The 22,050-nt window shown below is 62.0% G+C and carries 17 protein-coding genes; 6 read left to right on the top strand and 11 right to left on the bottom strand.

Annotated features, from left to right (window positions below; all coding sequences use genetic code 11):
* Positions 1-9 precede the first annotated feature (9 nt).
* From VLA07_RS22355 to mnmH, 3 genes are all read left to right on the top strand, one after another.
* Entirely contained in the window at positions 10-375 is a 366-nt protein-coding gene (locus VLA07_RS22355) for a nuclear transport factor 2 family protein (protein ID WP_247268291.1), read from the top strand.
* Between the two features lie 172 nt (positions 376-547).
* Complete coding sequence (gene selD, locus VLA07_RS22350; protein ID WP_330206943.1) at positions 548-1,582, top strand: selenide, water dikinase SelD; 1,035 nt, start codon at positions 548-550, stop codon at positions 1,580-1,582.
* Positions 1,582-2,685: a tRNA 2-selenouridine(34) synthase MnmH gene (gene mnmH / locus VLA07_RS22345; RefSeq protein ID WP_333991384.1), complete on the top strand. Its 1,104-nt coding sequence runs from the start codon at positions 1,582-1,584 to the stop codon at positions 2,683-2,685. Before selD ends, mnmH begins: the two co-directional genes overlap by 1 nt.
* A 136-nt stretch (positions 2,686-2,821) precedes the next feature.
* Here mnmH and VLA07_RS22340 read toward each other — a convergent pair whose 3' ends face one another.
* Positions 2,822-3,496, bottom strand: a complete 675-nt coding sequence (locus VLA07_RS22340) for a hypothetical protein (protein ID WP_027613858.1) — start codon at positions 3,494-3,496, stop codon at positions 2,822-2,824.
* A 295-nt stretch (positions 3,497-3,791) separates the two neighbouring features.
* On the opposite strand from VLA07_RS22340, the gene VLA07_RS22335 reads away from it, so the two are divergent.
* Both VLA07_RS22335 and hemB read left to right on the top strand, forming a co-directional pair.
* A complete protein-coding gene (locus VLA07_RS22335) occupies positions 3,792-4,490 on the top strand; it encodes a glutathione S-transferase family protein (RefSeq protein WP_333991383.1) in 699 nt (232 codons plus the stop codon).
* A 244-nt stretch (positions 4,491-4,734) separates the two neighbouring features.
* A complete protein-coding gene (hemB, locus tag VLA07_RS22330) occupies positions 4,735-5,709 on the top strand; it encodes a porphobilinogen synthase (protein WP_135295368.1) in 975 nt (324 codons plus the stop codon).
* A gap of 124 nt (positions 5,710-5,833) precedes the next feature.
* Here hemB and VLA07_RS22325 read toward each other — a convergent pair whose 3' ends face one another.
* Positions 5,834-7,369, bottom strand: a complete 1,536-nt coding sequence (locus tag VLA07_RS22325) for an FAD-dependent oxidoreductase (protein ID WP_333991380.1) — start codon at positions 7,367-7,369, stop codon at positions 5,834-5,836.
* A gap of 275 nt (positions 7,370-7,644) precedes the next feature.
* Positions 7,645-9,849 carry a TonB-dependent receptor gene (locus VLA07_RS22320; RefSeq protein WP_333991378.1) on the bottom strand — a complete coding sequence of 735 codons (2,205 nt, stop codon included), beginning with the start codon at positions 9,847-9,849 and terminating at the stop codon, positions 7,645-7,647.
* A gap of 324 nt (positions 9,850-10,173) precedes the next feature.
* Here VLA07_RS22320 and VLA07_RS22315 point away from each other — a divergent pair, with 324 nt between their 5' ends.
* Positions 10,174-11,265, top strand: a complete 1,092-nt coding sequence (locus VLA07_RS22315; RefSeq protein WP_330206940.1) for a DUF1615 domain-containing protein — start codon at positions 10,174-10,176, stop codon at positions 11,263-11,265.
* A gap of 7 nt (positions 11,266-11,272) precedes the next feature.
* Here VLA07_RS22315 and VLA07_RS22310 read toward each other — a convergent pair whose 3' ends face one another.
* The 8 genes from VLA07_RS22310 to VLA07_RS22275 form a co-directional block, all read right to left on the bottom strand.
* On the bottom strand, positions 11,273-11,974 hold the full coding sequence (locus VLA07_RS22310) for an anti-sigma factor (protein WP_333991376.1): 702 nt from the start codon (positions 11,972-11,974) through the stop codon (positions 11,273-11,275).
* Positions 11,971-12,504 carry a sigma-70 family RNA polymerase sigma factor gene (locus VLA07_RS22305; protein WP_333991374.1) on the bottom strand — a complete coding sequence of 178 codons (534 nt, stop codon included), beginning with the start codon at positions 12,502-12,504 and terminating at the stop codon, positions 11,971-11,973. Before VLA07_RS22305 ends, VLA07_RS22310 begins: the two co-directional genes overlap by 4 nt.
* A 179-nt stretch (positions 12,505-12,683) precedes the next feature.
* Positions 12,684-13,205 (bottom strand): DUF3455 domain-containing protein, encoded by a 522-nt coding sequence (locus tag VLA07_RS22300; protein ID WP_027613866.1) that lies wholly within the window; start codon positions 13,203-13,205, stop codon positions 12,684-12,686.
* A 168-nt stretch (positions 13,206-13,373) separates the two neighbouring features.
* Positions 13,374-15,008: an ABC transporter ATP-binding protein gene (locus tag VLA07_RS22295; protein ID WP_333991371.1), complete on the bottom strand. Its 1,635-nt coding sequence runs from the start codon at positions 15,006-15,008 to the stop codon at positions 13,374-13,376.
* Between the two features lie 14 nt (positions 15,009-15,022).
* Complete coding sequence (locus VLA07_RS22290) at positions 15,023-16,045, bottom strand: ABC transporter permease (RefSeq protein ID WP_096797383.1); 1,023 nt, start codon at positions 16,043-16,045, stop codon at positions 15,023-15,025.
* A complete protein-coding gene (locus tag VLA07_RS22285) occupies positions 16,045-17,109 on the bottom strand; it encodes a microcin C ABC transporter permease YejB (RefSeq protein ID WP_247268280.1) in 1,065 nt (354 codons plus the stop codon). Before VLA07_RS22285 ends, VLA07_RS22290 begins: the two co-directional genes overlap by 1 nt.
* A gap of 1 nt (position 17,110) precedes the next feature.
* A complete protein-coding gene (locus tag VLA07_RS22280; RefSeq protein ID WP_333991370.1) occupies positions 17,111-18,976 on the bottom strand; it encodes an extracellular solute-binding protein in 1,866 nt (621 codons plus the stop codon).
* 185 nt (positions 18,977-19,161) lie between these two features.
* The gene (locus VLA07_RS22275) at positions 19,162-21,873 is read right to left on the bottom strand and encodes a TonB-dependent receptor (protein ID WP_333991368.1); all 2,712 of its coding nucleotides are present in this window, start codon (positions 21,871-21,873) and stop codon (positions 19,162-19,164) included.
* Between the last annotated feature and the right edge of the window lie 177 nt (positions 21,874-22,050).

Genomic DNA, 22,050 nt, shown 5'->3' with positions numbered 1-22,050 from the left:
AGGAACGAGATGGATCTGTCGAAGCATTTGTTACATCTGGAAAACCGCCTGCTGTCGCGCGCCGTGCGCGAGGATGCCGCAGAACTGGCGAGATTGATCGCGGACGACTTTGTCGAATTCGGCGCCAGCGGCGGCATCTGGAACAAGTCCGATGTGCTGGCAGCGCTGCCGCAGCAAGCATTCGCACCACGTACCGTCAGTCAGTTCACGCTCAAGCCGTTGTCGGAAGATTCGGCGCTGGTGACGTATCACTGCCATACCGTCGCTGGCGGCCAGCGGATGCCGGCGGACAGTTTGCGCAGTTCGGTATGGCGGCGGCAGGACGAGCAGTGGCAAATGGTTTTTCATCAGGGCACCTTTTGTGCCCGGCCGTGAAATCGTGGTGACCCATCGATAGCTTTCGCGAGCAAGCCCGCTCCCACAGGGGATCGCATTGCAACTAATGTGGGAGCGAGCCTGCTCGCGAAGGGGCCCGGACAGTCAGCGCAAAAATCTGCCGGCCCGCGCTCTGCTAGAATCCGCCCCATCAATTGCCAGAGACTCTCCCATGAGCGAGCCGATTCGCCTGACCCAATACAGCCACGGTGCCGGTTGTGGCTGCAAGATTTCCCCGCAGGTGCTGGAAGTGATTCTGGCCGGCAGCGGTGCGCAGAACCTTGACCCGAAACTGTGGGTCGGCAATGCCTCGCGTGATGACGCGGCGGTTTACGAGATCGATGCCGAGCGTGGTGTGGTGTCGACCACGGACTTCTTCATGCCGATTGTCGACGATCCGTTCGACTTCGGCCGGATCGCTGCGACCAATGCGATCAGCGACATCTATGCGATGGGCGGCGATCCGTTGATGGCGATTGCGATCCTCGGCTGGCCGGTGAATGTGCTGGCGCCGGAAGTGGCGCGGGAAGTGATTCGCGGCGGGCGCGCGGTGTGTGACGCCGCCGGCATTCCGCTGGCCGGCGGGCATTCAATCGATGCGCCGGAGCCGATCTTCGGCCTGGCCGTGACCGGTCTGGTGGAAAAACGCCACATGAAGCGCAACGACACCGCCACCGCCGGTTGCCTGCTGTACCTGACCAAGCCGTTGGGCATCGGCATCCTCACCACCGCCGAGAAGAAGGGCAAATTACGCCCCGGTGATGTCGGTGTGGCCCGCGACTGGATGTGCACCCTGAACAAGCCCGGCAGCCGTTTCGGCAAACTGGCCGGCGTCACAGCGATGACCGACGTTACCGGTTTCGGCCTGCTCGGGCATCTGGTGGAAATGGCCGACGGCAGCCACCTGACCGCACGTATCGGCTACAACCACGTGCCGCGTCTGGACAGCGTCGAGTACTACCTCGAACAGGGCTGTGTGCCCGGTGGCACCTTGCGCAACTTTGACAGCTATTCGAGCAAGCTCGGTCGTCTGCAGGAGTTGCACAAGCGCGTGCTGTGCGACCCGCAGACCAGCGGCGGTCTGTTGATTGCAGTTACACCGGAAGGCAACGCCGAATTCCTCGCCGTGGCTGCCGAACTGGGCCTGAACCTGGCGCCGATCGGCGAGCTGGTCGAGCGACAGACCCACGCAGTCGAGGTGAACTGATGTCACGCGACTGCACCGATTACCGCGATATTTTCCTCAACGACCGGCCGATGATGGATGCCCGTGCGCCGATCGAGTTTGCCCACGGCGCGTTTCCCGGCGTGGTCAACCTGCCGCTGATGAACGACCGCGAGCGCGAGCAGGTGGGGACTTGCTACAAGCAGCATGGACAACAAGCCGCCATCGCCCTGGGTGAGCGGCTGGTGTCTGCCGAAGTGCGGGAGCAGCGCATTCAAGGCTGGGTCGAGTTTGCCCGGGCACACCCCGACGGCTATCTGTATTGCTTTCGCGGCGGCCTGCGTTCGCAGATCGTCCAGCAATGGATCAAGGAAGAGGGCGGGATCGATTACCCGCGTGTCGGCGGTGGCTATAAGGCGATGCGTACGTTCCTGCTGGAGACGATCGATCAGGCCGTGGCCGAGTGCGATATGGTGCTGCTGGGCGGCATGACCGGCACCGGCAAGACCGAACTGCTGGTGCAATTGCGCAACGGTCTGGATCTGGAAGGTCACGCGAATCATCGGGGCTCGAGTTTCGGCAAGCGCGCCACCGGCCAACCGACCAACATCGATTTTGAAAACCGTCTGGCCGTTGATGTGCTGAAAAAACGCGCCGGCGGAATCCAGCAGTTTGTGCTGGAAGACGAGAGCCGGGTAGTCGGCAGTTGTGCCTTGCCATTGCCGCTGTACCGAGGCATGCAAGTGGCGCCGATGGTCTGGCTCGAAGACAGCCTGGAGCAGCGGGTCGAGCGGATTCTGCAGGATTACGTGATCAACCTGCACGCTGAGTTTGTCGCGGTGCATGGCGAGCAGGGCTTTGCGCTGTATGCCGAGCGGCTGATTGCGAGTTTGAACAATATCCAGCGCCGGCTGGGCGGCGAACGCCATCAGCGGATGTTCCTGCAGATGGAAGAGGCCCTGGCCGAGCAGGCGCGCAGCGGTTCGGTCGAGGCGTTCCGTGACTGGATCAGCGTGTTGCTGCGCGAATATTATGACCCGATGTATGCGTTTCAGCGTGAGAAGAAGGGCGGGCGGATTGAATTTGCCGGGGAGCGCGGGGCGGTGCTTGAGTATCTGCGTGAGCGGCTGAATCAGCGGGTTTGAGGGTGCTCTTGCGGGCCTCTTCGCGAGCAAGCCCGCTCCCACATTGGGTCTCCACTGGGCAGAAATTTCTGCCTGGCGCAGATCCCCTGTGGGAGCGGGCTTGCTCGCGAAGAGGCCGGTACAGGCAGCGCAAAACTCAAGTCGGACAGGTCGCCTTGCCGTTATCCAGCCCCTGCTTGTAGCTGTGGCTCTGCAAACTGGCCTTGCCGTTGTGCCAGGTCAGGGTCAGCACGTACAGCGAATCGAAATCGCCCGACGCCCAGTCATCGGTGATGGTCTGCTTCTCGCCGACGGCCTTGCCGGCAACCTTGTTGATCAGCTCCGGCAAATAGCCGTGCGACCAGGCGGTGTAGATCGTCGCGTTGTGGTACTTGTCCTCGATCAGTTCGCGCGCCAGATCACTGGTGTCGTTGGCAGAGAACTCGATGTTCACCGGCAGGCCGAGCTTGATCGCGGCGGGGCTGATGGTCATCAACGGACGGATGTAGCTGTAGGAGTTGTCCAGTTCGCCTTCCTCGACATTGCGTGTCGGGTTGGCGGCGAACACGTAATCGGCCTTGCCGAATTTTTCCGGCAGCAGGGTCGACAGCTCGATCGCCCGGTTCAGACCCTGACAGTTGAGCTGGCCGAGACCGCCCTCGGGTTTTTCCGCGTGGCGCAGGAAGATCAGCGTCTGCGTACCGTCCACCGGTTGCGCGCGAATCTGGCTCGATTCGAGCGACAAGGTCAGCGCACTGACTGCCAGCAGGGAGGGCAGGGCCACATAGGCGCGATGTTTGAAGCGTTTGGCGAAACTCATGAGGTTCGTCATTGAATATAGGTTCTTCAGCAAATTCGGTTGGGGCTGACCAACCCTTACACCGCGGGCTCCCAGCACCGGGTGTTGTCCATGTCGTGTGTCGCGCTTCCTTTACGAAAGGCATAGCTCAGAGTCCTCTGAGGCCGGTTTGGTTCATGCACATTACCCGCAGGATGTTACGGTTCGTGTAGGAGCTGCCGCAGGCTGCGATCTTTTGATTTGGTTTGTTAAAGCTGAATCAAAAGATCGCAGCCTGCGGCAGCTCCTACATTATGATCAGTGCTTTCCTTGTGACTGGATGTTTCCCATGACCGATCTGTCCGCGTTCCCCATCACCCAGAAATGGCCGGCGCAGTACCCCGACTGGATTCAACTCTATTCCCTGCCGACCCCCAACGGCGTCAAGGTCTCGATCATGCTCGAAGAGATCGGCCTGCCCTACGAGCCGCACCGCGTGGGTTTCGACACGCAAGACCAGATGTCCCCGGAATTTCTGTCGCTGAACCCCAACAACAAGATTCCGGCGATCCTCGACCCCCACGGCCCCGAGGATCAGCCGCTGCCGCTGTTCGAATCCGGCGCAATCCTGATCTATCTCGCCGACAAGAGCGGCCAGTTGCTCGCCCAGGAGGGCGCGCTGCGCTACGAGACGATTCAGTGGCTGATGTTCCAGATGGGCGGTATCGGCCCGATGTTTGGCCAGCTCGGTTTCTTCAACAAATTCGCCGGCAAGGACTACGAGGACAAGCGTCCGCGTGACCGCTATGTCGAGGAGAGCAGGCGCCTGCTCAACGTGCTCGACAAGCGCCTGGAAGGTCGCGACTGGATCATGGGCGAGCGCTACACCATCGCCGACATCGCCACGTTCCCGTGGGTGCGTAACCTGATCGGGTTCTATGAGGCCGGGGATCTGGTGGGCATCAGCAACTTCCCGAACGTGACCCGGGTGCTGGAGCGCTTTCTGGCTCGCCCGGCTGTGGTGCGCGGGTTGACCATTCCTTCCTGAGGCCACATTTAACCCTGTGGGAGCGGGCTTGCTCGCGAAGGCGTCGTGTCAGTCGACACGTCTTTTTCTGATACACCTCCTTCGCGAGCAAGCCCGCTCCCACAGGAATAGTGATGACGCCCGCAGATTATTGCGTCCTTGGTAACGCACTGTTGATTGATCCAGGTTTGTACCTGCGCCCACCGAAGGCATAAGCTTCGCCCCCTACGACTTTCGTCTCATCTTCCGATTTCAGGAAAGCCCCATGTCCAGCCAGTTCCCCGAAGCACGTCCCCGCCGTCTGCGCCGCAATGCGAGCCTGCGCAGCCTGTTCCAGGAAACCGAGTTCAGCCTGAATGATCTGGTGCTGCCGATTTTCGTCGAAGAAGAGATCGACGACTTCGTGCCAATCAAGAGCATGCCCGGAGTGATGCGCATTCCCGAGCGCAAGCTGGCCAGTGAAATCGAGCGTTATGCCCGTGCCGGGATCAAGTCGGTAATGACCTTTGGCGTGTCCCATCACCTGGACGCCAACGGCAGCGACACCTGGCGCGAAGAGGGACTGGTCTCGCGCATGTCGCGGATTGCCAAGGACGCGGTGCCGGAAATGATCGTGATGTCCGACACCTGCTTCTGCGAATACACCGATCACGGCCACTGCGGCGTGATGCACAACCACGAAGTCGACAACGACCAGACCCTGATCAACCTCGGGAAGCAAGCTGTGGCGGCGGCGCGTGCCGGCGCTGACGTGATCGCCCCGTCGGCGGCGATGGACGGCCAGGTGCGGGCAATTCGCCGGGCACTGGATGACGCCGGTTTCACCCAGATTCCGATCATGGCCTACTCGACCAAATTCGCCTCGGCGCTGTACGGCCCGTTCCGCGAGGCCGGCGGCAGCGCGCTGAAGGGTGATCGCAAAAGCTATCAGATGAACCCGATGAACCGCCGCGAAGCCCTGCGCGAATCGCTGCTCGACGAGCAGGAAGGCGCCGATGCGCTGATGGTCAAGCCGGCCGGTGCGTACCTCGACATCATCCGCGACATCCGTGAAGCCTCGAACCTGCCGCTGTCGGCGTATCAGGTCAGCGGCGAGTACGCGATGATCAAGTTCGGCGCGCAGGCCGGTGCAATCGACGAGGATCGCGTGGTGCGCGAAAGCCTGGGCGCGATCAAGCGCGCGGGGGCGGACCTGATCTTCACCTACTTTGCGATGGATCTGGCGCTGGCCGGGATCTGACGAATACCGCACAACCCCCTGTGGGAGCGGGCTTGCTCGCGAATGCGGTGTATCAGCAACGAATAGGTTGACTGACACGACGCCTTCGCGAGCAAGCCCGCTCCCACATTGGGACTGTGTAGAGTCAGGGGCAGTTGAAGTAGGGTCGGATCCCGTGATCCCGAAAGTACCGCTCGATCACCTTCGGATCCGCGCTGTTATCGGCTATCGCCACATAGGTATCCGGGCGCAACAGGTAAAAACCGTTACGCCCCAATCCCGCCGTTTCAAACGCCGGCCGCCAGTCGAACACGTGCAGCGACAGATGGTGTTCGTTGCACCAGGCGATCATCTCGTCGCTGGTGTCACCGTACACGTGCACCTGCCAGCAAGGCTGCCTTAGCGGTTCGTAGTTATCCCCCTCACCATCATGCGCCCACGGCAGGCGGTCACCACCGTGCACGTGGCCAGCTGTGCCCTGGCTCAGCGGCATGCCGCGGTAGTTGAGGGTGACCTGTGAGACGGTGCGAAACAGGAACTCACGGCTGGCCTCGAAGGTGGCCATTTTCGGGATCAGAAACGGGGCCAGGCGCGTGCGCAGCAGATCGGCGATGCGCCCCTCGGCGGTGACGAAAGTGAACACCTTGTCGGTGGTCGACACCAGCCGCCGGGCGAAGGCGATGCGCTCGGTTTCGTAAGTGTCGAGCAGCTTCGCCGTGGCGCTGCCGTTGAGCACGGCGGCGAGTTTCCAGGCCAGGTTGATCGCATCGCCGATGCCGGTGTTCATGCCCTGGCCGCCGGCGGGGCTGTGCACATGCGCGGCGTCGCCGAGGAGAAACGCCCGACCGCTGCGAAAATGCTCGGCCACGCGGTGATGCACGCGGTAGGTGGAGAACCAGTTGACCTCGTCGATGTGCACTTTCAGGTGCTCGATGGCGCGGCTGCTGACGTCGGCAAATTGCAGGGTTTCGGCGCGGTCGGCACGTTCGTCACGCACGGTGCCGATCAGTCGGGCGCGGCCTTCACCGGCCAGTGGAAACACCGCAAGGAAGTCCGCTTCATCCAGATCCAGGTGCAGCTCACCGTTCATCGCCGGGCCGCTGGCCTTGACGTCGGCGACGTAGAAAATCTGCTGATAGGTGCCGCCGGGAAAACCGGTGTCGAGGGTTTTGCGCACCACTGAGCGGGCGCCATCACATCCCGCCAGATAGCAGGCCTGGCAGATTTCCTGTTCGCCATCGGGCAGGCGCAAGTGCGCGGTGAGGCCGTCGCCGGTTTCTTCGAAACTCTCAAGCTCGGTGTTGCGCTCAACCGTCACGTCATAGTCTTCGAGGCGTTCGAGCAGCAGCCGTTCGTGCTGATCCTGGGGAAAGATTTCGATGAACGAGTAGGGCGTCAGGCCTTCGCCGATGCGCTGCAACGGCAACTGCGCGACCGGTTTGCCCTTTACCCAGAAATTCGCCGCCGCGACCTTGTGGCCGTTGCGCACCACGGTGTCGGCCAGGTCCAGCTGGCGGTACAACTCCAGCGTGCGCGCCTGCACCGCCAGTGCTCGTGATGTGGTGCCGGGCGCGGAGGTCTTGTCGATGATGCGCACGCGCACGCCCAGTTTGCTCAGCCACAGGGCCAGCACCAGACCGGTCGGGCCGGCACCGATGATCAGTACGTCGCTGCGGTTCATGGGCCTGTCCTCCGTTGGCTGTGGAGCAAGTATGGATCAGATGGAAAGGGTAGCCAGTGCGGGCCTCTTCGCGAGCAAGCCCGCTCCCACAGTCGAACGCATCCCAATGTGGGAGCGAGCCTGCTCGCGAAAAGGCCTTTTCAGGCACCCAAAAACCAAATAGGCCCCACAGCGGTGAAGCTGCGGGGCCTTTTTCATTTTTGGCTGAGACTCTGTGGCGAGGGAGCTTGCTCCCGCTGGACTGCGCAGCAGTCCGCTTTGCTCACAACAGCGGGTTAGAAATCGATCGTGCCCGACAACTTCGCCACCCGCGGCTCACCTTGGGTCAGATAGCCGCCCTGCGCCGATTCCCAGTATTTCTTGTTCGCAAGGTTTTCGACGCCCAGGCGCAGGGTCACGTCTTTCTGCGAAACCTTGAAGGCGTAACGCGCACCCGCGTCGAAGCGGTTCCAGGTCGGCAGGCTGAGGTTGTTGGCCGCGTCGGCGTACTGGCCGCCGGTGCGTAGCATCCGCGCATTCAGCGCCACGCCTTGCAGGCCCGGTACATCCCAGTCGGCGCCGGCGTTGAACTGGAAACTCGGCACGCCAATCGCACGGTTGCCGTCGTTGGCGCCGTTCTGGGTGTTGCGCAGTTCAGTGTCCATCAGCGTCAGGCCGCTGATCAGGCGCAGGCCATTGATCGGCTCGCCGAACACGTTCATCTCTACGCCTTTGTTGATCTGCTCGCCTTCACGCACGTAAGTGCAGGTGGCGGCGCTGTTGATTTCACAGTAGCCATCGCTCGGCTGTTCGATGCGATAGACGCCCAGGCTCGCGCCGTAAGTGCCCATGTCGACCTTGACCCCGGCCTCGGTCTGCTTGGAGCGCGCCGGTGCGTAGACTTCGTTGCCGTTGGTCACACGCAAGCCGCCGGCGCTGGTCGGCGAGGTCGGCCCCTGGGCCAGGCCTTCGATGTGGTTGGCGTAGAACGACACGTGCTCCCACGGCTTGAACACGATGCCGTAGACCGGCGTGGTGATCGATTCGTCGTAGCTCGACTTGCGGCTGCCGCTGCCGTAACTGGCGTAGTTGTAGCCTTGCACCACCAGTTGCTGACGACGTAGGCCAGCGGTGATCAGCAGGCGATCATCGAAGAAACCGAGGGTGTCGGAGAGCGCGAGGCTGCGGTTGAAGGTCTTGCCGACGATGCCCGGGTCATTGAGATCGCCGCCGGAAAAGTTGCCGACCGGCGACGGGGTTTCCACCGGGTGGTAGATGTTGTTGGCGTACTTGGTCAGGTCGAAATCATAGGCACTGCGCTGTTCGGCCCACAGACCGCTGAGGCCGAAATTGAGCTTGTGGCTGACCGCGCCGGTATTGAACTTGCCGTTGAGGCCGGCCATCAGGCTGGTGTTGTCCTCATCGTGGGGGATGAACGAGCCGGTGGTGTAGGAGGCGCCGTTGTTGCCCACCAGGGTTGTCGAGTTGTAGCGGCCGACTTCGCGGGTGTGCTTGGCGCCGCCGGCGACGTACGCGGTCCAGTTGTCGTTCAGGTCGTATTCGGCGCGGAGCATGCCGAAGGTGTCTTCGATGTCGGTGTAGCCCCACTTCGGCGCGTAGTTGGTGTCGGCCGACGGCGCGTCCGGAATGTGCGTGGCGGTGCCGAGGTTGACCGAGTTGCGGCCACCGTTGACGCGTTCTTTCTGGTAGGCGAAGTCGCCGGAAATACGCAGCGCGTCACCACGATAGTCGAGGCCGATGCTGAACAGTTTCGAGCGCTGGTTTTCGTGATCGATGCCGGTGTCGCCTTCGCGCTGCGACAGGTTGATCCGCGCGCCGAAGCGGTTGTCTTCGCCGAATCGCTGGCCGATATCGAAGTGCTGACCGATGCGACCTTCGCTGTTGATGTCGGTGGTGTAGCGACGCAGCGGCTCGTCGCCGGCACGCTTGGGCTGCAGGTTGACGCCGCCACCGATGCCGGAGCCGGTCGGGGTCACGCCGTTGATGAAAGCGTTGGGGCCTTTGAACACTTCCACGCGCTCCAGGGCGTCGGTGGAAATGATCTGCCGGGGCAGCACGCCGTACAGGCCGTTATAGGAAATGTCGTCGCCGTTGAGCGGCAAGCCGCGGATCATGAACACCTGCGCCTGGTTGGAGAAGCCCGAGGCCTGACGCACCGAGGCATCGTTGAGCAGGACGTCGGCAACGTTTTCCGCTTGCTGGTCCTGAATCAGCTGTTCGGTGTACGACGCGGCGCTGAACGGCACGTCCATCATGTCCTGATTGCCGAGCACGCCGAGCTGACCGCCACGGGCGACCTGACCACCGGCGTAGACCGGGGGCAGGGCGTTGGACGTTGGCGCTTGGGCGTTGATGTTGACGTTGTCGAGCACCAGCTCCTTGCCGTTTTCATCGGCAGCGTGAGCGGTGACAGTCAGGGAGCACAGCAGGGCGAGAAGCGTCGGGCGAAACGGGACGGCGAGTCGAGCTGGAGCGGGCATGTCGATACCTGGAGGCGTACGGCCGGTGAGAAAATTAGAACGGCGCGGGGAACTCCTTGCGCAAATACGACTCCAGGCGCAAATGATAGGAGTTCGCAGTAACGTTTTGCAAACTGTTTATCTTGCTGAAATTCCAGATCCGAATGGAAACCTGTGGTGAGGGGATTTATCTCCGATGGCGCGCGGAGCGGGTCGCTTTGATATTGGAAGGCTGCTGCGAAGTCCATCGGGGATAAATCCCCTCACCACTAAGGTCACAGTCCTAGCCTGCGTCACCCCTTTGATCGTATGGTGAACCCGCCTCAACGCACGCCAAGGAGCGCCATGCACATCCCTCGATTAATCATTACCCTTGCCGCGCTACTGGTGCTCGCCGGTTGCGCCGGCCAGCGCAGCCAGGAGCCGGCACCGCGTGCGCCGGCTGAAGTGAAGGCCGAAATAGTGCGGCTGATGCCGGCGAAAGTGCCCGACCGTCAAGGCTGGGCCACCGACATCTATGCCGCGTTCGCCGCACAGAACATCAGCCCGACCACGCAGAATCTGTGTTCGGTGCTGGCCGTGGCCGAGCAGGAATCCACCTTCCAGGTAGACCCCACGGTGCCAGGCCTGGGCAAGATCGCCCGCGACGAAATCGACCGTCGTGCCGCCAAAGTGCATATTCCCAGTCTGTTGGTCAGTGGCGCTCTGCAAGTGCGCTCCACCAACGGCAAGACCTACAGCGAACGCCTGAACGCGGCACGCAGTGAAAAAGAACTCAGCGCCATTTTTGACGACTTCATCGGCAGAGTGCCAATGGGCCGCACCTTGTTCGGCGGCTTCAACCCGGTACACACCGCCGGACCGATGCAGGTCAGCATCGAATTCGCCGAGCAGCACGCCAAGGAGTATCCGTACCCGGTAGACGGCACGATCCGCCACGAAGTGTTCACCCGCCGTGGCGGCATGTACTTCGGCATCGCCCATTTACTTGGCTACCCGGTGAGTTACCGCGAGCCGCTGTACCGCTTCGCCGACTTCAATGCCGGCTGGTACGCCAGCCGCAATGCCGCGTTCCAGAACGCCGTCAGCCGAGCTTCGGGCATCCCGCTGGCGCTGGATGGCGACTTGATTCGCTACGACTCGATCATGCCTGGCAGCACCGAACTGGCGGTGCGCACCCTCGGCAAGTCGCTGGGCATGCGCAACCCGACCATTCGCGATCAACTGGAGAAGGGTAAGACCCTGGAATTCGAAGAAACCAAACTCTACCAGCGCGTGTTCGAACTGGCCGAGAAGGCTGAAGGCAAGACCTTGCCACGCGCGGTGTTGCCGGGGATCGTTTTGCAGAGCCCGAAAATCACCCGCAAGCTGACCACGGCGTGGTTCGCCAAACGCGTGGATGAGCGCTACAAACGCTGCATGGCCAAGGCCGGTTGACGCCGGTTCAAAGCACTTTGACGGCTCGGCCAATGGCTTGAATCGGCCCGGTCGGTTTACCGATCGGCGAGCCATTGGCGCCTTCCAGCGTCAGCTCGAACAGCTGATTCGGTTGCAGCGGCGGCAATTTGTCCAGCGGCACCGACAGCGTCTGCCCCGGTTTGACCAGCCCCAGCGACACCGGCCCTTGCCAGCCGTCAGCCTTGGTCCAGAACTCCAGCGCCTTGTCCGCCGGCACTTCGACCACGCCCAGCGGGATTAACTGAATTTCCCGTGGATTACTGGCCTGAATCACCCAGCCTGGCGCCTTGTCCTGCGGCGCGACCAGCACCACCAGATAATTCGGCTTCGGCGGGGTCTGAGTCAGCAGGATCGAGCCCAAAACCAATGTGGCGGCCAAGCCGGCCGCACTCAAGCCGCGCCACAGCGGCAGCAGATTCCACCACGAGGTTGACGGCGCAGCCGGCGCTTTTTGCGCGAACCGCTCGACACTGCGCTCGATGCGCGGCCACAAGTGCGGCGAAGGCTGCTGCGTCCCGGCAAATTCGGTCAGGTCGAGCAAGCGTCGCTCCCAGGCATCCACCGCCGCTTGCAGTTCGGGGTCGTGTGGCAAGCGCTGTTGCAGTGCTTCGCGCTCCGGCGCCGACAGGGTGCCGAGCACGTATTCGCCGGCCAGTTCATCACGTTCCTGCGCCGATTCAGTGGTCATCCCATGCACTCCCGCAAAGCGTTGAGGCTGCGTTTGATCCAGGCTTTGACCGTGCCCAGCGGCGTGCCCAACCGTTGGGAAATCTGCGCGTGGCTGTAGCCGTCGACATAAGCGTGGAGGATGCAGCTTCGCCGCTGCGGGTCGAGTTGTTCCAGACAACGATGGATCCGCGCCGAATCCCCCTGCACATCGAAGGCGTCCTCGTCAGGCTCGGCATCGTGTTCTTCGTTGAACGGCGTCTCCCGGCTTTGATCACGCAGCTGGTTCAACGCCAGATGTCGGGTCACGCTGAACATCCAGCCGCGCGCTGAACCGCGCGCCGGATCAAATTGCGCCGCACCGTTCCAGATCTTGATAAACGCCTCATGCACGATGTCTTCGGCCAGCGCCGTGTCACGCACCAGCCGTTTGGCCACGCCGAGCAGGCGCGGGCCTTCCTGCACGTACAAGTCGCGCAGGGCCGACTGCTCGCCGCGGGCACAGGCAGCGAGACGGGCTTCGTAATCGAATTCAGATTCGGGCAAGGACATGTGGTGCAATCTAGCTCACATTCCGCAAACATCCAGACAACTCGGCTCTCCCTATGGACTCCTCTGTGGGAGGGGGCTTGCTCCCGAATGCAGTGTGCCAGTGAACGAGATGCTGGCTGACACGCCGCCTTCGGGAGCAAGCCCCCTCCCACAAGGAAAGATTTGAGTGGGCCAGAAACTCAGTTCGCCGCCCAGAAAATGTAGTCGGCCTGATACTTCACCACTTCCTGCTTGCCCTTGTTCGCCGCCGTGCATTCGCTGCCTGGCGCCACGCCGCCCTTGAGCGCGACACGCTGGATATAACTCACGCCGCTCATCGCGCCTTTGCCTTCAGCCGGGTTGGCCTTGACCAGTTGATAGGGCAGGTTGCCCGGGCTCGACGGAGCGACGGCCAATTGCGTGCCGGTGACTTTCGAACCGTCCTTGGCCTGCCAGGTGGCGGGCGGGCCGAAGTAGGTGCCGACCTGCTTGCCGCTGCGATCATTGAGCACCGCTTTCGGGCCGACGAAGGTCCATTCGGTCTGCCCGGCGGCGTTGGGCTTGTCGCGGCATTCGTAAGTGATCTCGCCGACGCCGGTGGTTTCCATGGCGATCTTGTGGCCTTCCGGGACTTTGATCGCATCGGGATAGCTGCTTTGGGCGAAGGTTGTCGAGGACAGGGCGAGCAAACCGGTGAGGCCAATCAGTTGAGTGATGTTCATCAGTGTTATCTCCGAAAGGGGTAGACCGCTGACAGCCGAAGAGGGCTGTTACAGGGACTACCCGTGGCGGAGGCGTTTGGATGCAGTGCCCGACAAATATTTTCCACCTCCACCGATCTCCCCCTGTGGGAGCGGGCTTGCTCGCGAAGGCGTTCTGTCAGTCGATATTCATGTCACAGGTATATCGCATTCGCGAGCAAGCCCGCTCCCACAGGGATTTGCATTGGGCGTGAGGCCGGAGGCTTTGAGCAGTTCCTGGGTGTAGGGGTGGGTTGGCGCGGCAAAAATCTCCCGCGACGAACCCTGTTCCACGACCTTGCCATCCTTGATCACCAGCAAGTCATGGGCCAGCGCATGCACCACCGCCAGGTCATGGCTGATGAACAGATAGGTCAGCCCATGCTTGATCTGCAGTTGCCGCAACAGCTCCACCACTTGTTTCTGCACCGTGCGATCCAGCGCCGAGGTCGGTTCGTCGAGCAGGATCAGCGCCGGCTCCAGCACCAGTGCACGGGCGATGGAGATGCGCTGGCGCTGGCCGCCGGAAAATTCGTGGGGGTAGCGATGACGGCTCTTGGGGTCAAGGCCGACTTCTTCGAGTACGCGAATCACCGCTGCTTCGCGCTCGGCCTCCGTGCCGATGCCGTGGGTCAGCAACCCTTCGGCAATGATCTGCTGCACCGACATACGTGGGCTCAGGCTGCCGAACGGATCCTGGAACACCACCTGAATCTGTCGCCGCAAGGGGCGCATCAAGCGTTGATTGAGCAGGCTCAGCTGCTTGTTGCCGAAGCGGATATCGCCCTCGGATTCCATCAGCCGCAGGATCGCCTGGCCCAGCGTCGATTTGCCCGAACCGGATTCGCCGACAATCCCCAACGTTTTGCCGCGTTGCAGGCGGAAACTGACTCCGTCCACGGCTTTGATGTACGCCTGCGAACGACTCAACAACGCCTTGGGCAGTGGAAACCAGACCTTCAGATCATCGACTTCCAGCAGGTTGTGCTGGTACGGGCTCGACACCGGCGCACCGCTCGGTTCAGCTTCGATCAGCAAGCGGCTGTAAGGATGCTGCGGCGCGCGAAACAGGGTCTCGCAGTCAGCCTGTTCGACGATTTCGCCGTGGCGCATCACGCACACCCGTTGCGCGATGCGCCGCACCAGATTGAGATCGTGACTGATCAGCAGCATCGACATGCCGAGCCGCTGTTGCAGTTCGATCAGCAGCTCGAGAATCTTCTGCTGCACGGTCACGTCCAGCGCCGTGGTCGGCTCATCGGCGATCAGCAGTTCCGGTTCGTTGGCCAGTGCCATCGCAATCATCACCCGTTGCCGTTGACCGCCGGAGAGCTGATGCGGATAGGCTTTCAAACGCTGCAACGGCTCGCGAATGCCCACCAGTTCCAGCAGCTCCAACGTGCGCTCACGGGCTGCGCGGCCCTTGAGGCCCTTGTGAATCTCCAGCACTTCACTGACCTGTCGCTCCACGGTGTGCAGAGGATTGAGCGAGGTCATCGGCTCCTGGAAAATCATCGCAATCCGGTTGCCGCGCAAACCGCGCATCTGCTGCTCGCTGGCGTGCAGCAAGTTCACCCCGTTATAAGCGATCGAACCGTTGCTGCTGACGGTTTTGCCCGGCAACAGGCGCAAAATCGAATGCGCCGTCACCGACTTGCCCGAGCCGGACTCGCCGACCAGCGCCAGGCATTCGCCTCGGCGGATATCGAGGTTCAAACCGTGCACCACTTCCTGCCCGGCGAAGGCGACACGCAGGTCGCGGATTTCAATCAGGTTGTCGCTCATGTCAGCTCCTCGGATCAAGATCGTGGATCAAATGCATCACGGCAAGCCTCACCGATGAACACCAACAACGACAGAATCAGCGCCAAGGCAAAAAATGCCGTCAGCCCCAGCCACGGCGCTTGCAGATTGCGCTTGGCCTGGCCAATCAGTTCGCCCAGCGAGGCGGTCCCGGCGGGCATGCCGAAACCGAGGAAATCCAGCGCGGTGAGGGTGGCGATGGCGCCGGTCAGAATGAACGGCAGGTAGGTCAGGGTGGAAGTCATCGCATTGGGCAGGATGTGCCGCAGCATCAGTTCGCTGTCGGTCAGGCCCAGCGCCCGCGCGGCTTTGACGTATTCCAGATTGCGGCCACGCAGAAACTCGGCGCGCACCACATCCACCAATGCCAGCCAGGAAAACAGCGCCATGATCCCCAGCAGCCACCAGAAACTTGGCGAGACAAACCCGGACAAGATGATCAGCAGATACAGCACCGGCAGCCCCGACCAGATCTCCAGCACCCGTTGCCCAAGCAAATCCACCCAACCGCCGTAATAACCCTGCAACGCCCCGGCAACGATGCCGACCAACGCACTGATGCCGGTGAGGATCAGCGCAAACAGAATTGAAATCCGTGTGCCGAAAATCACCCGCGCCAATACGTCCCGCGCCTGATCGTCGGTGCCCAGCCAATTGCTCGATGAGGGTGGGCTGGGTGCCGGTTCAGTCAGGTCGTAATTGACCGTGTCGTAGCTGAACGGGATCGGCGGAAACAGCATCCAGCCGCCCTGATCCTCGATCAGCCCGTGCACGTAAGCGCTGGCGTAATCCGGCTGGAACGGCAGTTCGCCGCCGAAATCGGTTTCCAGGTATTCGCTGAGGATCGGGAAGTAGTAGGCGCCGTGGTAGCGGATCACCAACGGTTTGTCGTTGGCAATCAGTTCGCCGCCGAGGCAGATCAGGCACAGGCCAATGAACAGCCACAGTGACCAGCGTCCACGGCGGTTGGCCTTGAACTGCGCGACCCGGCGCTGACCCAAAGGAGAGAGTGTAAACATCAGGCAGTCCTCGCCGAGAAGTCGATGCGTGGGTCGAGCAGGGTGTAGCAGAGGTCACCGATCAGCTTGATCAACAGGCCAAACAGGGTGAACAGAAACAGCGCGCCGAACACCACCGGATAGTCACGCGACACCGCCGCCTCGTAACTCATGCGCCCGAGGCCGTCGAGGTTGAAGATGGTTTCGATCAGCAAGGAGCCGGCGAAAAACACCTCGATCAGCGCCGAGGGCACACCGGCCACCACCAGCAGCATCGCGTTGCGAAACACGTGGCCGTAGAGCACGCGACGCTCGGTCAAACCCTTGGCCCGCGCGGTGATCACGTATTGGCGGCTGATCTCGTTGAGGAAGCTGTTTTTAGTGAGGATGGTCAGGGTGGCGAAACCGCCGATCACCAGTGCCGTGACCGGCAACACCAGGTGCCAGAGGTAGTCGCCGATCTTGCCCAGGGTGCTGAGGCTGTCGAAGTTATCCGACACCAGGCCCTGCACCGGAAACCAGTTGACGTAGCTGCCGCCGGCGAACACCACGATCAGCAGCATCGCAAACAGAAACGCCGGCATCGCGTAGCCGATGATGATCGCCGTGCTGCTCCAGACATCGAACGCGCTGCCGTTGCTGATCGCTTTGCGGATGCCCAGCGGGATTGAAATCAGGTAGGTGATCAGCGTTGCCCACAGGCCGAGCGACAACGACACCGGCAGTTTCTGCACGATCAGATCGGTGACCTTGGCGCCGCGAAAGAAACTGCTGCCCAGATCCAGCTGGGCGTAGTTTTTCAGCATCAGCCACAAGCGTTCGTGCATCGGTTTGTCGAAGCCGTAGTGGTGTTTGATTTCCTCGATCAGCGCCGGATCGAGGCCACGGCTGCTGCGCCCGGCACCGCCAACCGCGGCGACTTCGCCACCACCGCTCATGCCGTGCCCGCCGAAACCTTGCAGGCGGGCAATGGCTTGCTCCACCGGGCCGCCCGGTGCGGCCTGCACAATCACGAAGTTGACCACCAGAATGCACAGCAGCGTGGGGATGATCAGCAGCAAACGTCGACTCAGATAACGCAGCATGTCACTGGCCCCCCGCGAGCTGGGTGTGCATCTGTTGCGTGGTCAACGGCTTGGCCGAGACCTCCCACCAGGTGTTGAGGCCTTCGTCGTACGCCGGTTGCACCTGCGGCATGCCGAAGCGGTTCTGATACACCGTCGGCGTGCCCTTGGAGTAGTAGTTGGGAATCATGTAGTAACCCCATTGCAGCACCCGGTCGAGGGCGCGGGCGTAATGCACCATGGCGTCGCGGGTGTCAGCCTTGACCAGCCCGTCGATCAGTTGATCGACCGCCGGGTTGGCCAGCACCATCGAGTTCGAACTGCCGACTTGCGTGGCACTTTGTGAGGCATACAGGCTGTACAACTCGCGGCCGGGAGAGACGATCGGATCGCCGCTGCGCGGGAAACTGGTGACGATCATGTCGTAGTCCCGGGCGTTGAGCCGATTGACGTATTGCGCCGAGTCGATCCGCCGTAGATTGAGGGTGATGCCGATCTGCGCGAGGGTGCGCTTGAACGGCAGCAGCATGCGATCGAAACCGCCCTGACCGTCGAGGAAGGTGAACTCCAGAGGCTCGCCGGCGGCGTTGACCAGTCGGCTGTGTTGCGGCGTCCAGCCGGCCTCGGCGAGCAGCTTCAGAGCTTGCAGCTGCTTGTCGCGGATGTAGCCGCTGCCATCGGTTTTCGGCGCCTGATACACCGTGGTGAACACCTCGTCCGGAATCTGTCCGCGCAACGGTTCGAGGATCTTCAATTCCTCGGCGTCGGGCAGGGCGGTCGCGGCCATTTCACTCTTCGGCCAGAAGCTGTTCTGGCGTACATAAAAGCCGCGCATCATCTGCTTGTTGGTCCATTCGAAATCCCACAGCAGGCTGATCGCCTGACGCACGCGGCGATCCTGAAAGATCGGGTTTTGCAGGTTGAACACGAAGCCTTGGGCGGCGGTAGGTTTTTCCGGAGCGAGGATCGCCTGCTGCAAGCGACCGTCACGCAGCGCCGGACTGTCGTAACCCACCACATAACCGGACGAGGAAAACTCGCGGTTGTAGTCGAAAGCCCCGGCCTGCAACAGTTGCCGGGCGACGTCGGTGTCACCGTAGAAATTCACCGTGAGCGTGTCGAAGTTGTACATCCCGCGACTGACCGGCAGGTCTTTGCCCCACCAGTTCGGGTCGCGCTGGAAACTGATGCTGCGTCCGGCATCGACTTTGCTCACGCGGTACGGGCCGCTGCCCAGCGGCGGTTCGAAGCCACCGCCGTTGGCGAAATCGCGAGTCTTCCACCAGTGCTCGGGCACCACGCGCAGTGTTGCCAGGTCCAGCGCCAGGGTGCGGTTGAGGTTGTTCTTGAAGGTGAAACGCACCTGCCGTGGGCCTTCGATCAGCACGTCCTGCACGTCGGCGTATTGCTGGCGATAACTGAGGCTGCCCTTGGTCATCAGCAGGTTGAAGGTGTAGCGCACGTCTTCGGCGGTGATCGGCGTGCCATCGGCGAAGCGAGCCTTGGGGTTCAGGGTGAAGCGCACCCAGAGGCCTTCGGGATCGCGCTCCATCTGTTGCGCGACCAGACCGTAAACGGTGTAGGGCTCGTCGAGCGAACGGAACGCCAGCGGCGCATACACCCAGTCGTTGACCTGCACCACGGAAATGCCTTGATCGGCATACGGGGTGATGTAGTTGTACTGGCCGATTTCCATCGACGCACGACTGAGTGAACCGCCCTTGGGCGCGTCGGGATCGACGAAATCGAAATGCTGGAAACCCGCCGGATACTTCGGCGCCTCGCCGTACACCGTCAGTGCGTAGCTGCCGGCGGCCAGTGCCGAGGGGCCGGTGCACAGCAGTGCACTACCCAAAAGCAGGCCTGCCATGTTGCGCAAAACACTCATGCAATCACTCCTCAAAATCCCTGGAAAAGCTCAGCTCAACCTGTGGGAGATCTACTGTGGGAGGGGGCTTGCTCCCGAAGGCGGTGTGTCAGTCAACACACCCTTCACGGATATACCGCCTTCGGGAGCAAGCCCCCTCCCACAGTGGAAACATCTCCCACAGGAGAGACATCCGGTGTTTCCGGTCAGAAGTGATACGTCATGCGCGCAAACAGCGTGCGGCCCAGCGGGTCGGTGTAGCGCGGGTCATAACCGCTCTGGAAGTTGTAGGCCTGGTTGGAGAACGGCGGGTTGCGGTCGAACATGTTCTTCATCCCGGCATCGACGTCCAGCACCTTGTTGAAGGTGTAGCCGGCCGACAGGTCCCACACCGAATACGAGGCCACGCGCGCATGGGTATCGCGGTCGTAGTCGTTGTAACCGGTGGTGAAGCGGTTGGTCAGCGACGCACGAGCTGCACCGAAGGTCCAGCTGCCGGTGAGGTTGTGCTTCCAGCGCGCGATCACGCCGTCCCCTTCGAAGTCGCCGACCTTGTCGGTAAACGGGCCTTTGATGGTGCTCTGGAAGTCATAACTGTCGACGTAGGTGCCTTGCAGCCCCAGGCCGAACTGGCCGTACGGGGTGTTCGGGAAGCGGTAGTCCAGCGACACATCGACACCGTTGGTTTCGACGATGCCGAGGTTGGCGTTGCCGGTGACGATGTAGTTGAGCGTGCCGTCGGCGTTGCGCACGAAGCGATCCGGGTAGCTGCCGGCCTGATCGAACACGGTGGATTCAGGGAACGGCTGGATCTGGTTGGAAATGTGAATCCACCAGAAATCCAGCCCCACCGACAGGTTGCTGACCGGCTGATAGACGAAGCCCAGCGTCACGTTGCGCGCCTTCTCCGGAGCCAGATCTTCATTGCCGCCGATCTGATTGAGGAACTGCTGGCCGCAATCGCGCCCGCCGTTGCCGCCCGGTTGCACCACGCCACCGGTACACAGCACCGGGTCGTTGTAGTAGCCCTGGGTGTAGGTGATGCTGCGCGGCGAATACAGCTCGTAGAGCGATGGCGCACGGAAGCCTTCGCTGTACGCGCCACGCACTACCAGCTCTTTGAGCGGCTGATAACGGAACGAGTATTTCGGGTTGGTGGTGCTGCCGAAGTCGCTGTATTTATCGTGACGCACAGCGGCGGACAGTTCGAGGCTGTCGAGCACCGGCACGTTGATTTCGGCGTACGCGGCTTTCACGCTGCGGTCGCCCTCGACGCTGCCGGCCGGGTCGATGCCGAGGCTCTGGATGTCACCGGCAAACTGTTCGAAGTCCTGGTGGAATTTCTCTTTGCGGTACTCGCCACCCAGCGCCAGACCGGCGGGGCCGGCACCGAACCAGTCACCGATCTCCCGACTGACCCGCCCGTCGAAACCGGCCACGCGGCCGACGGCGGTGGAGTAGGCGCCGTGGTACATGGCCTGGTCGATGTACTGCTGACCGGCGGCCGATTGCGGGCCGAACGGGTTGAGCAGACCGCTGGCCAGACCGTTGATCATCGCCTGATCGCTGACATATCCACTGGTGACGCTGGAGACGATTTTGTTCTGGTTGTACGAGGCGCCGACGTTGTAATCCCAGCCGCCGACCAGACCGTCGAAGCTCAGCAGAAAGCGCTGGCTGGTGTTCTGGTCTTTCGATTCACGCGGGCCGGCAGCAGTCTCGCGCCAGTTCACATCGACCGGTTGCGTCGGGTCGAGGGCGAAGCCGGTCGGGCCGGGGGTGATGCCGTTGCCGGGGTAGTAGGGCGACGACGAGTCCAGGCTTAAACCGGTGAGCGGGGCCGGGCCGACAGCGGTGGCGTTGTTGTTGCGCGACCAGAAGTATTCGAGGTTGACGTTGTGGTCATCCGCCAGCTTGCCGGTGGTCTTGCCGAAGAATGACGTTTTTTCGGTTTGCGGAATCAGGTCGATGTATTCGCGGGTGCTGAAGCGGCACAAGCCGTCACGCGCCACCAGGTTCGGCCCGTTGCAATTGCTGTTGGCCAACGGGTTGGTGGCGTTGCCGTTCTGGCTGTAGTTGCCGGGGAATGCGGTGCCGGAGGTCTGGTCCAGGCCACGGCCGGGCACATAGTCGCGGGCGAAGGAGCGGTCGTTGGCGTCGAGGTTCTGCTGCTTGTTGTAGTTGAACACGCCGAGGACGTTGAAGCGGTCTTGCTCCAGGTCGCCGTAGCCCCAACTGGCGCTCATGTCTTTGGTGGCACCGCCGCCGCTGTGGGTCGGGGTTTCGCCACCGAGGGTGAGCTGGCCGTCGGTCAGGGATTTTTTGGTGATGAAGTTGATCACGCCGCCGATGGCGTCGGTGCCGTACAAGGCTGATGCGCCGTCGCGCAGAACCTCCACGCGCTCGATCGCGGCAAACGGGATCATGTTCAGATCCACCGCGCCGCCGGCCGAGTTGGTGCCCGACAAGGCGTTGTTCGCCAGGCGTCGACCGTTGAGCAGCACCAGCGTCTTGTTCGCGCCGATGCCGCGCATGTCGGCAAACGAAGCGCCACCGGTGGCAGCGCCGACCGAGCCGGCGCTGTTGTTGATCGACTGGCTGCCGGTGATCCGCTGCACCAGTTCGGCGGTGGTGGTCACGCCCTGCTTGCGCAGCTCATCGGCCTTGAGAATGGTGATCGGCACGGCCGTTTCCGCATCGACCCGGCGAATCGCCGAACCGGTCACTTCCACCCGTTGCAGTTGCGTGGTCGGCGCCACCACCGTTGCCGCAGCGGGCACGGTGGCGTTGTCATCCTCGGCGGCTTGCACAGTCCCGGCGCCCATCCCCATGGCCACCAGATACAACGGAACAAAACGGTGGCGAGAGATCGTTGCCACCAAAGGTTTGAGCGTGAAGCGTGGAGTGTTCATCAGCATGGTTGTTTCCGACTTGTCAGACGTTATCGAATTGGCCTTGTGAGCCCCTCATTGCTCCGCTTTCGGTGATACCGCGTGCGGAAAACCACTTTCTTCAAGCAAGCCGATCCCCTCCGAAGACGCCTGGCGTTTTTTCGGTCGGCTGATTGCGACGGGATTCTTCAGCGGTGCCGGGCG

It is taken from the genome of Pseudomonas sp. S3(2024) (genome assembly GCF_036861315.1).
Classification (GTDB): Bacteria; Pseudomonadota; Gammaproteobacteria; order Pseudomonadales; family Pseudomonadaceae; genus Aquipseudomonas; species Aquipseudomonas putida_A.
This window is presented reverse-complemented; position numbering and strand designations above follow the sequence as displayed.

Bases quoted from the DNA above. Each gene is read 5' to 3' on its own strand.
- VLA07_RS22285 (WP_247268280.1), bottom strand. From the start codon at position 17,109: ATGCTGCGTTATCTGAGTCGACGTTTGCTGCTGATCATCCCCACGCTG.
- VLA07_RS22305 (WP_333991374.1), bottom strand. From the start codon at position 12,504: ATGTCCTTGCCCGAATCTGAATTCGATTACGAAGCCCGTCTCGCTGCC.
- VLA07_RS22295 (WP_333991371.1), bottom strand. From the start codon at position 15,008: ATGAGCGACAACCTGATTGAAATCCGCGACCTGCGTGTCGCCTTCGCC.
- VLA07_RS22300 (WP_027613866.1), bottom strand. From the start codon at position 13,205: ATGAACATCACTCAACTGATTGGCCTCACCGGTTTGCTCGCCCTGTCC.
- VLA07_RS22310 (WP_333991376.1), bottom strand. From the start codon at position 11,974: ATGACCACTGAATCGGCGCAGGAACGTGATGAACTGGCCGGCGAATAC.
- VLA07_RS22280 (WP_333991370.1), bottom strand. From the start codon at position 18,976: ATGAGTGTTTTGCGCAACATGGCAGGCCTGCTTTTGGGTAGTGCACTG.
- VLA07_RS22355 (WP_247268291.1), top strand. From the start codon at position 10: ATGGATCTGTCGAAGCATTTGTTACATCTGGAAAACCGCCTGCTGTCG.
- VLA07_RS22325 (WP_333991380.1), bottom strand. From the start codon at position 7,369: ATGAACCGCAGCGACGTACTGATCATCGGTGCCGGCCCGACCGGTCTG.
- VLA07_RS22275 (WP_333991368.1), bottom strand. From the start codon at position 21,873: ATGCTGATGAACACTCCACGCTTCACGCTCAAACCTTTGGTGGCAACG.
- VLA07_RS22315 (WP_330206940.1), top strand. From the start codon at position 10,174: ATGCACATCCCTCGATTAATCATTACCCTTGCCGCGCTACTGGTGCTC.
- VLA07_RS22340 (WP_027613858.1), bottom strand. From the start codon at position 3,496: ATGACGAACCTCATGAGTTTCGCCAAACGCTTCAAACATCGCGCCTAT.
- VLA07_RS22290 (WP_096797383.1), bottom strand. From the start codon at position 16,045: ATGTTTACACTCTCTCCTTTGGGTCAGCGCCGGGTCGCGCAGTTCAAG.
- VLA07_RS22320 (WP_333991378.1), bottom strand. From the start codon at position 9,849: ATGCCCGCTCCAGCTCGACTCGCCGTCCCGTTTCGCCCGACGCTTCTC.
- VLA07_RS22335 (WP_333991383.1), top strand. From the start codon at position 3,792: ATGACCGATCTGTCCGCGTTCCCCATCACCCAGAAATGGCCGGCGCAG.
- mnmH (WP_333991384.1), top strand. From the start codon at position 1,582: ATGTCACGCGACTGCACCGATTACCGCGATATTTTCCTCAACGACCGG.
- selD (WP_330206943.1), top strand. From the start codon at position 548: ATGAGCGAGCCGATTCGCCTGACCCAATACAGCCACGGTGCCGGTTGT.
- hemB (WP_135295368.1), top strand. From the start codon at position 4,735: ATGTCCAGCCAGTTCCCCGAAGCACGTCCCCGCCGTCTGCGCCGCAAT.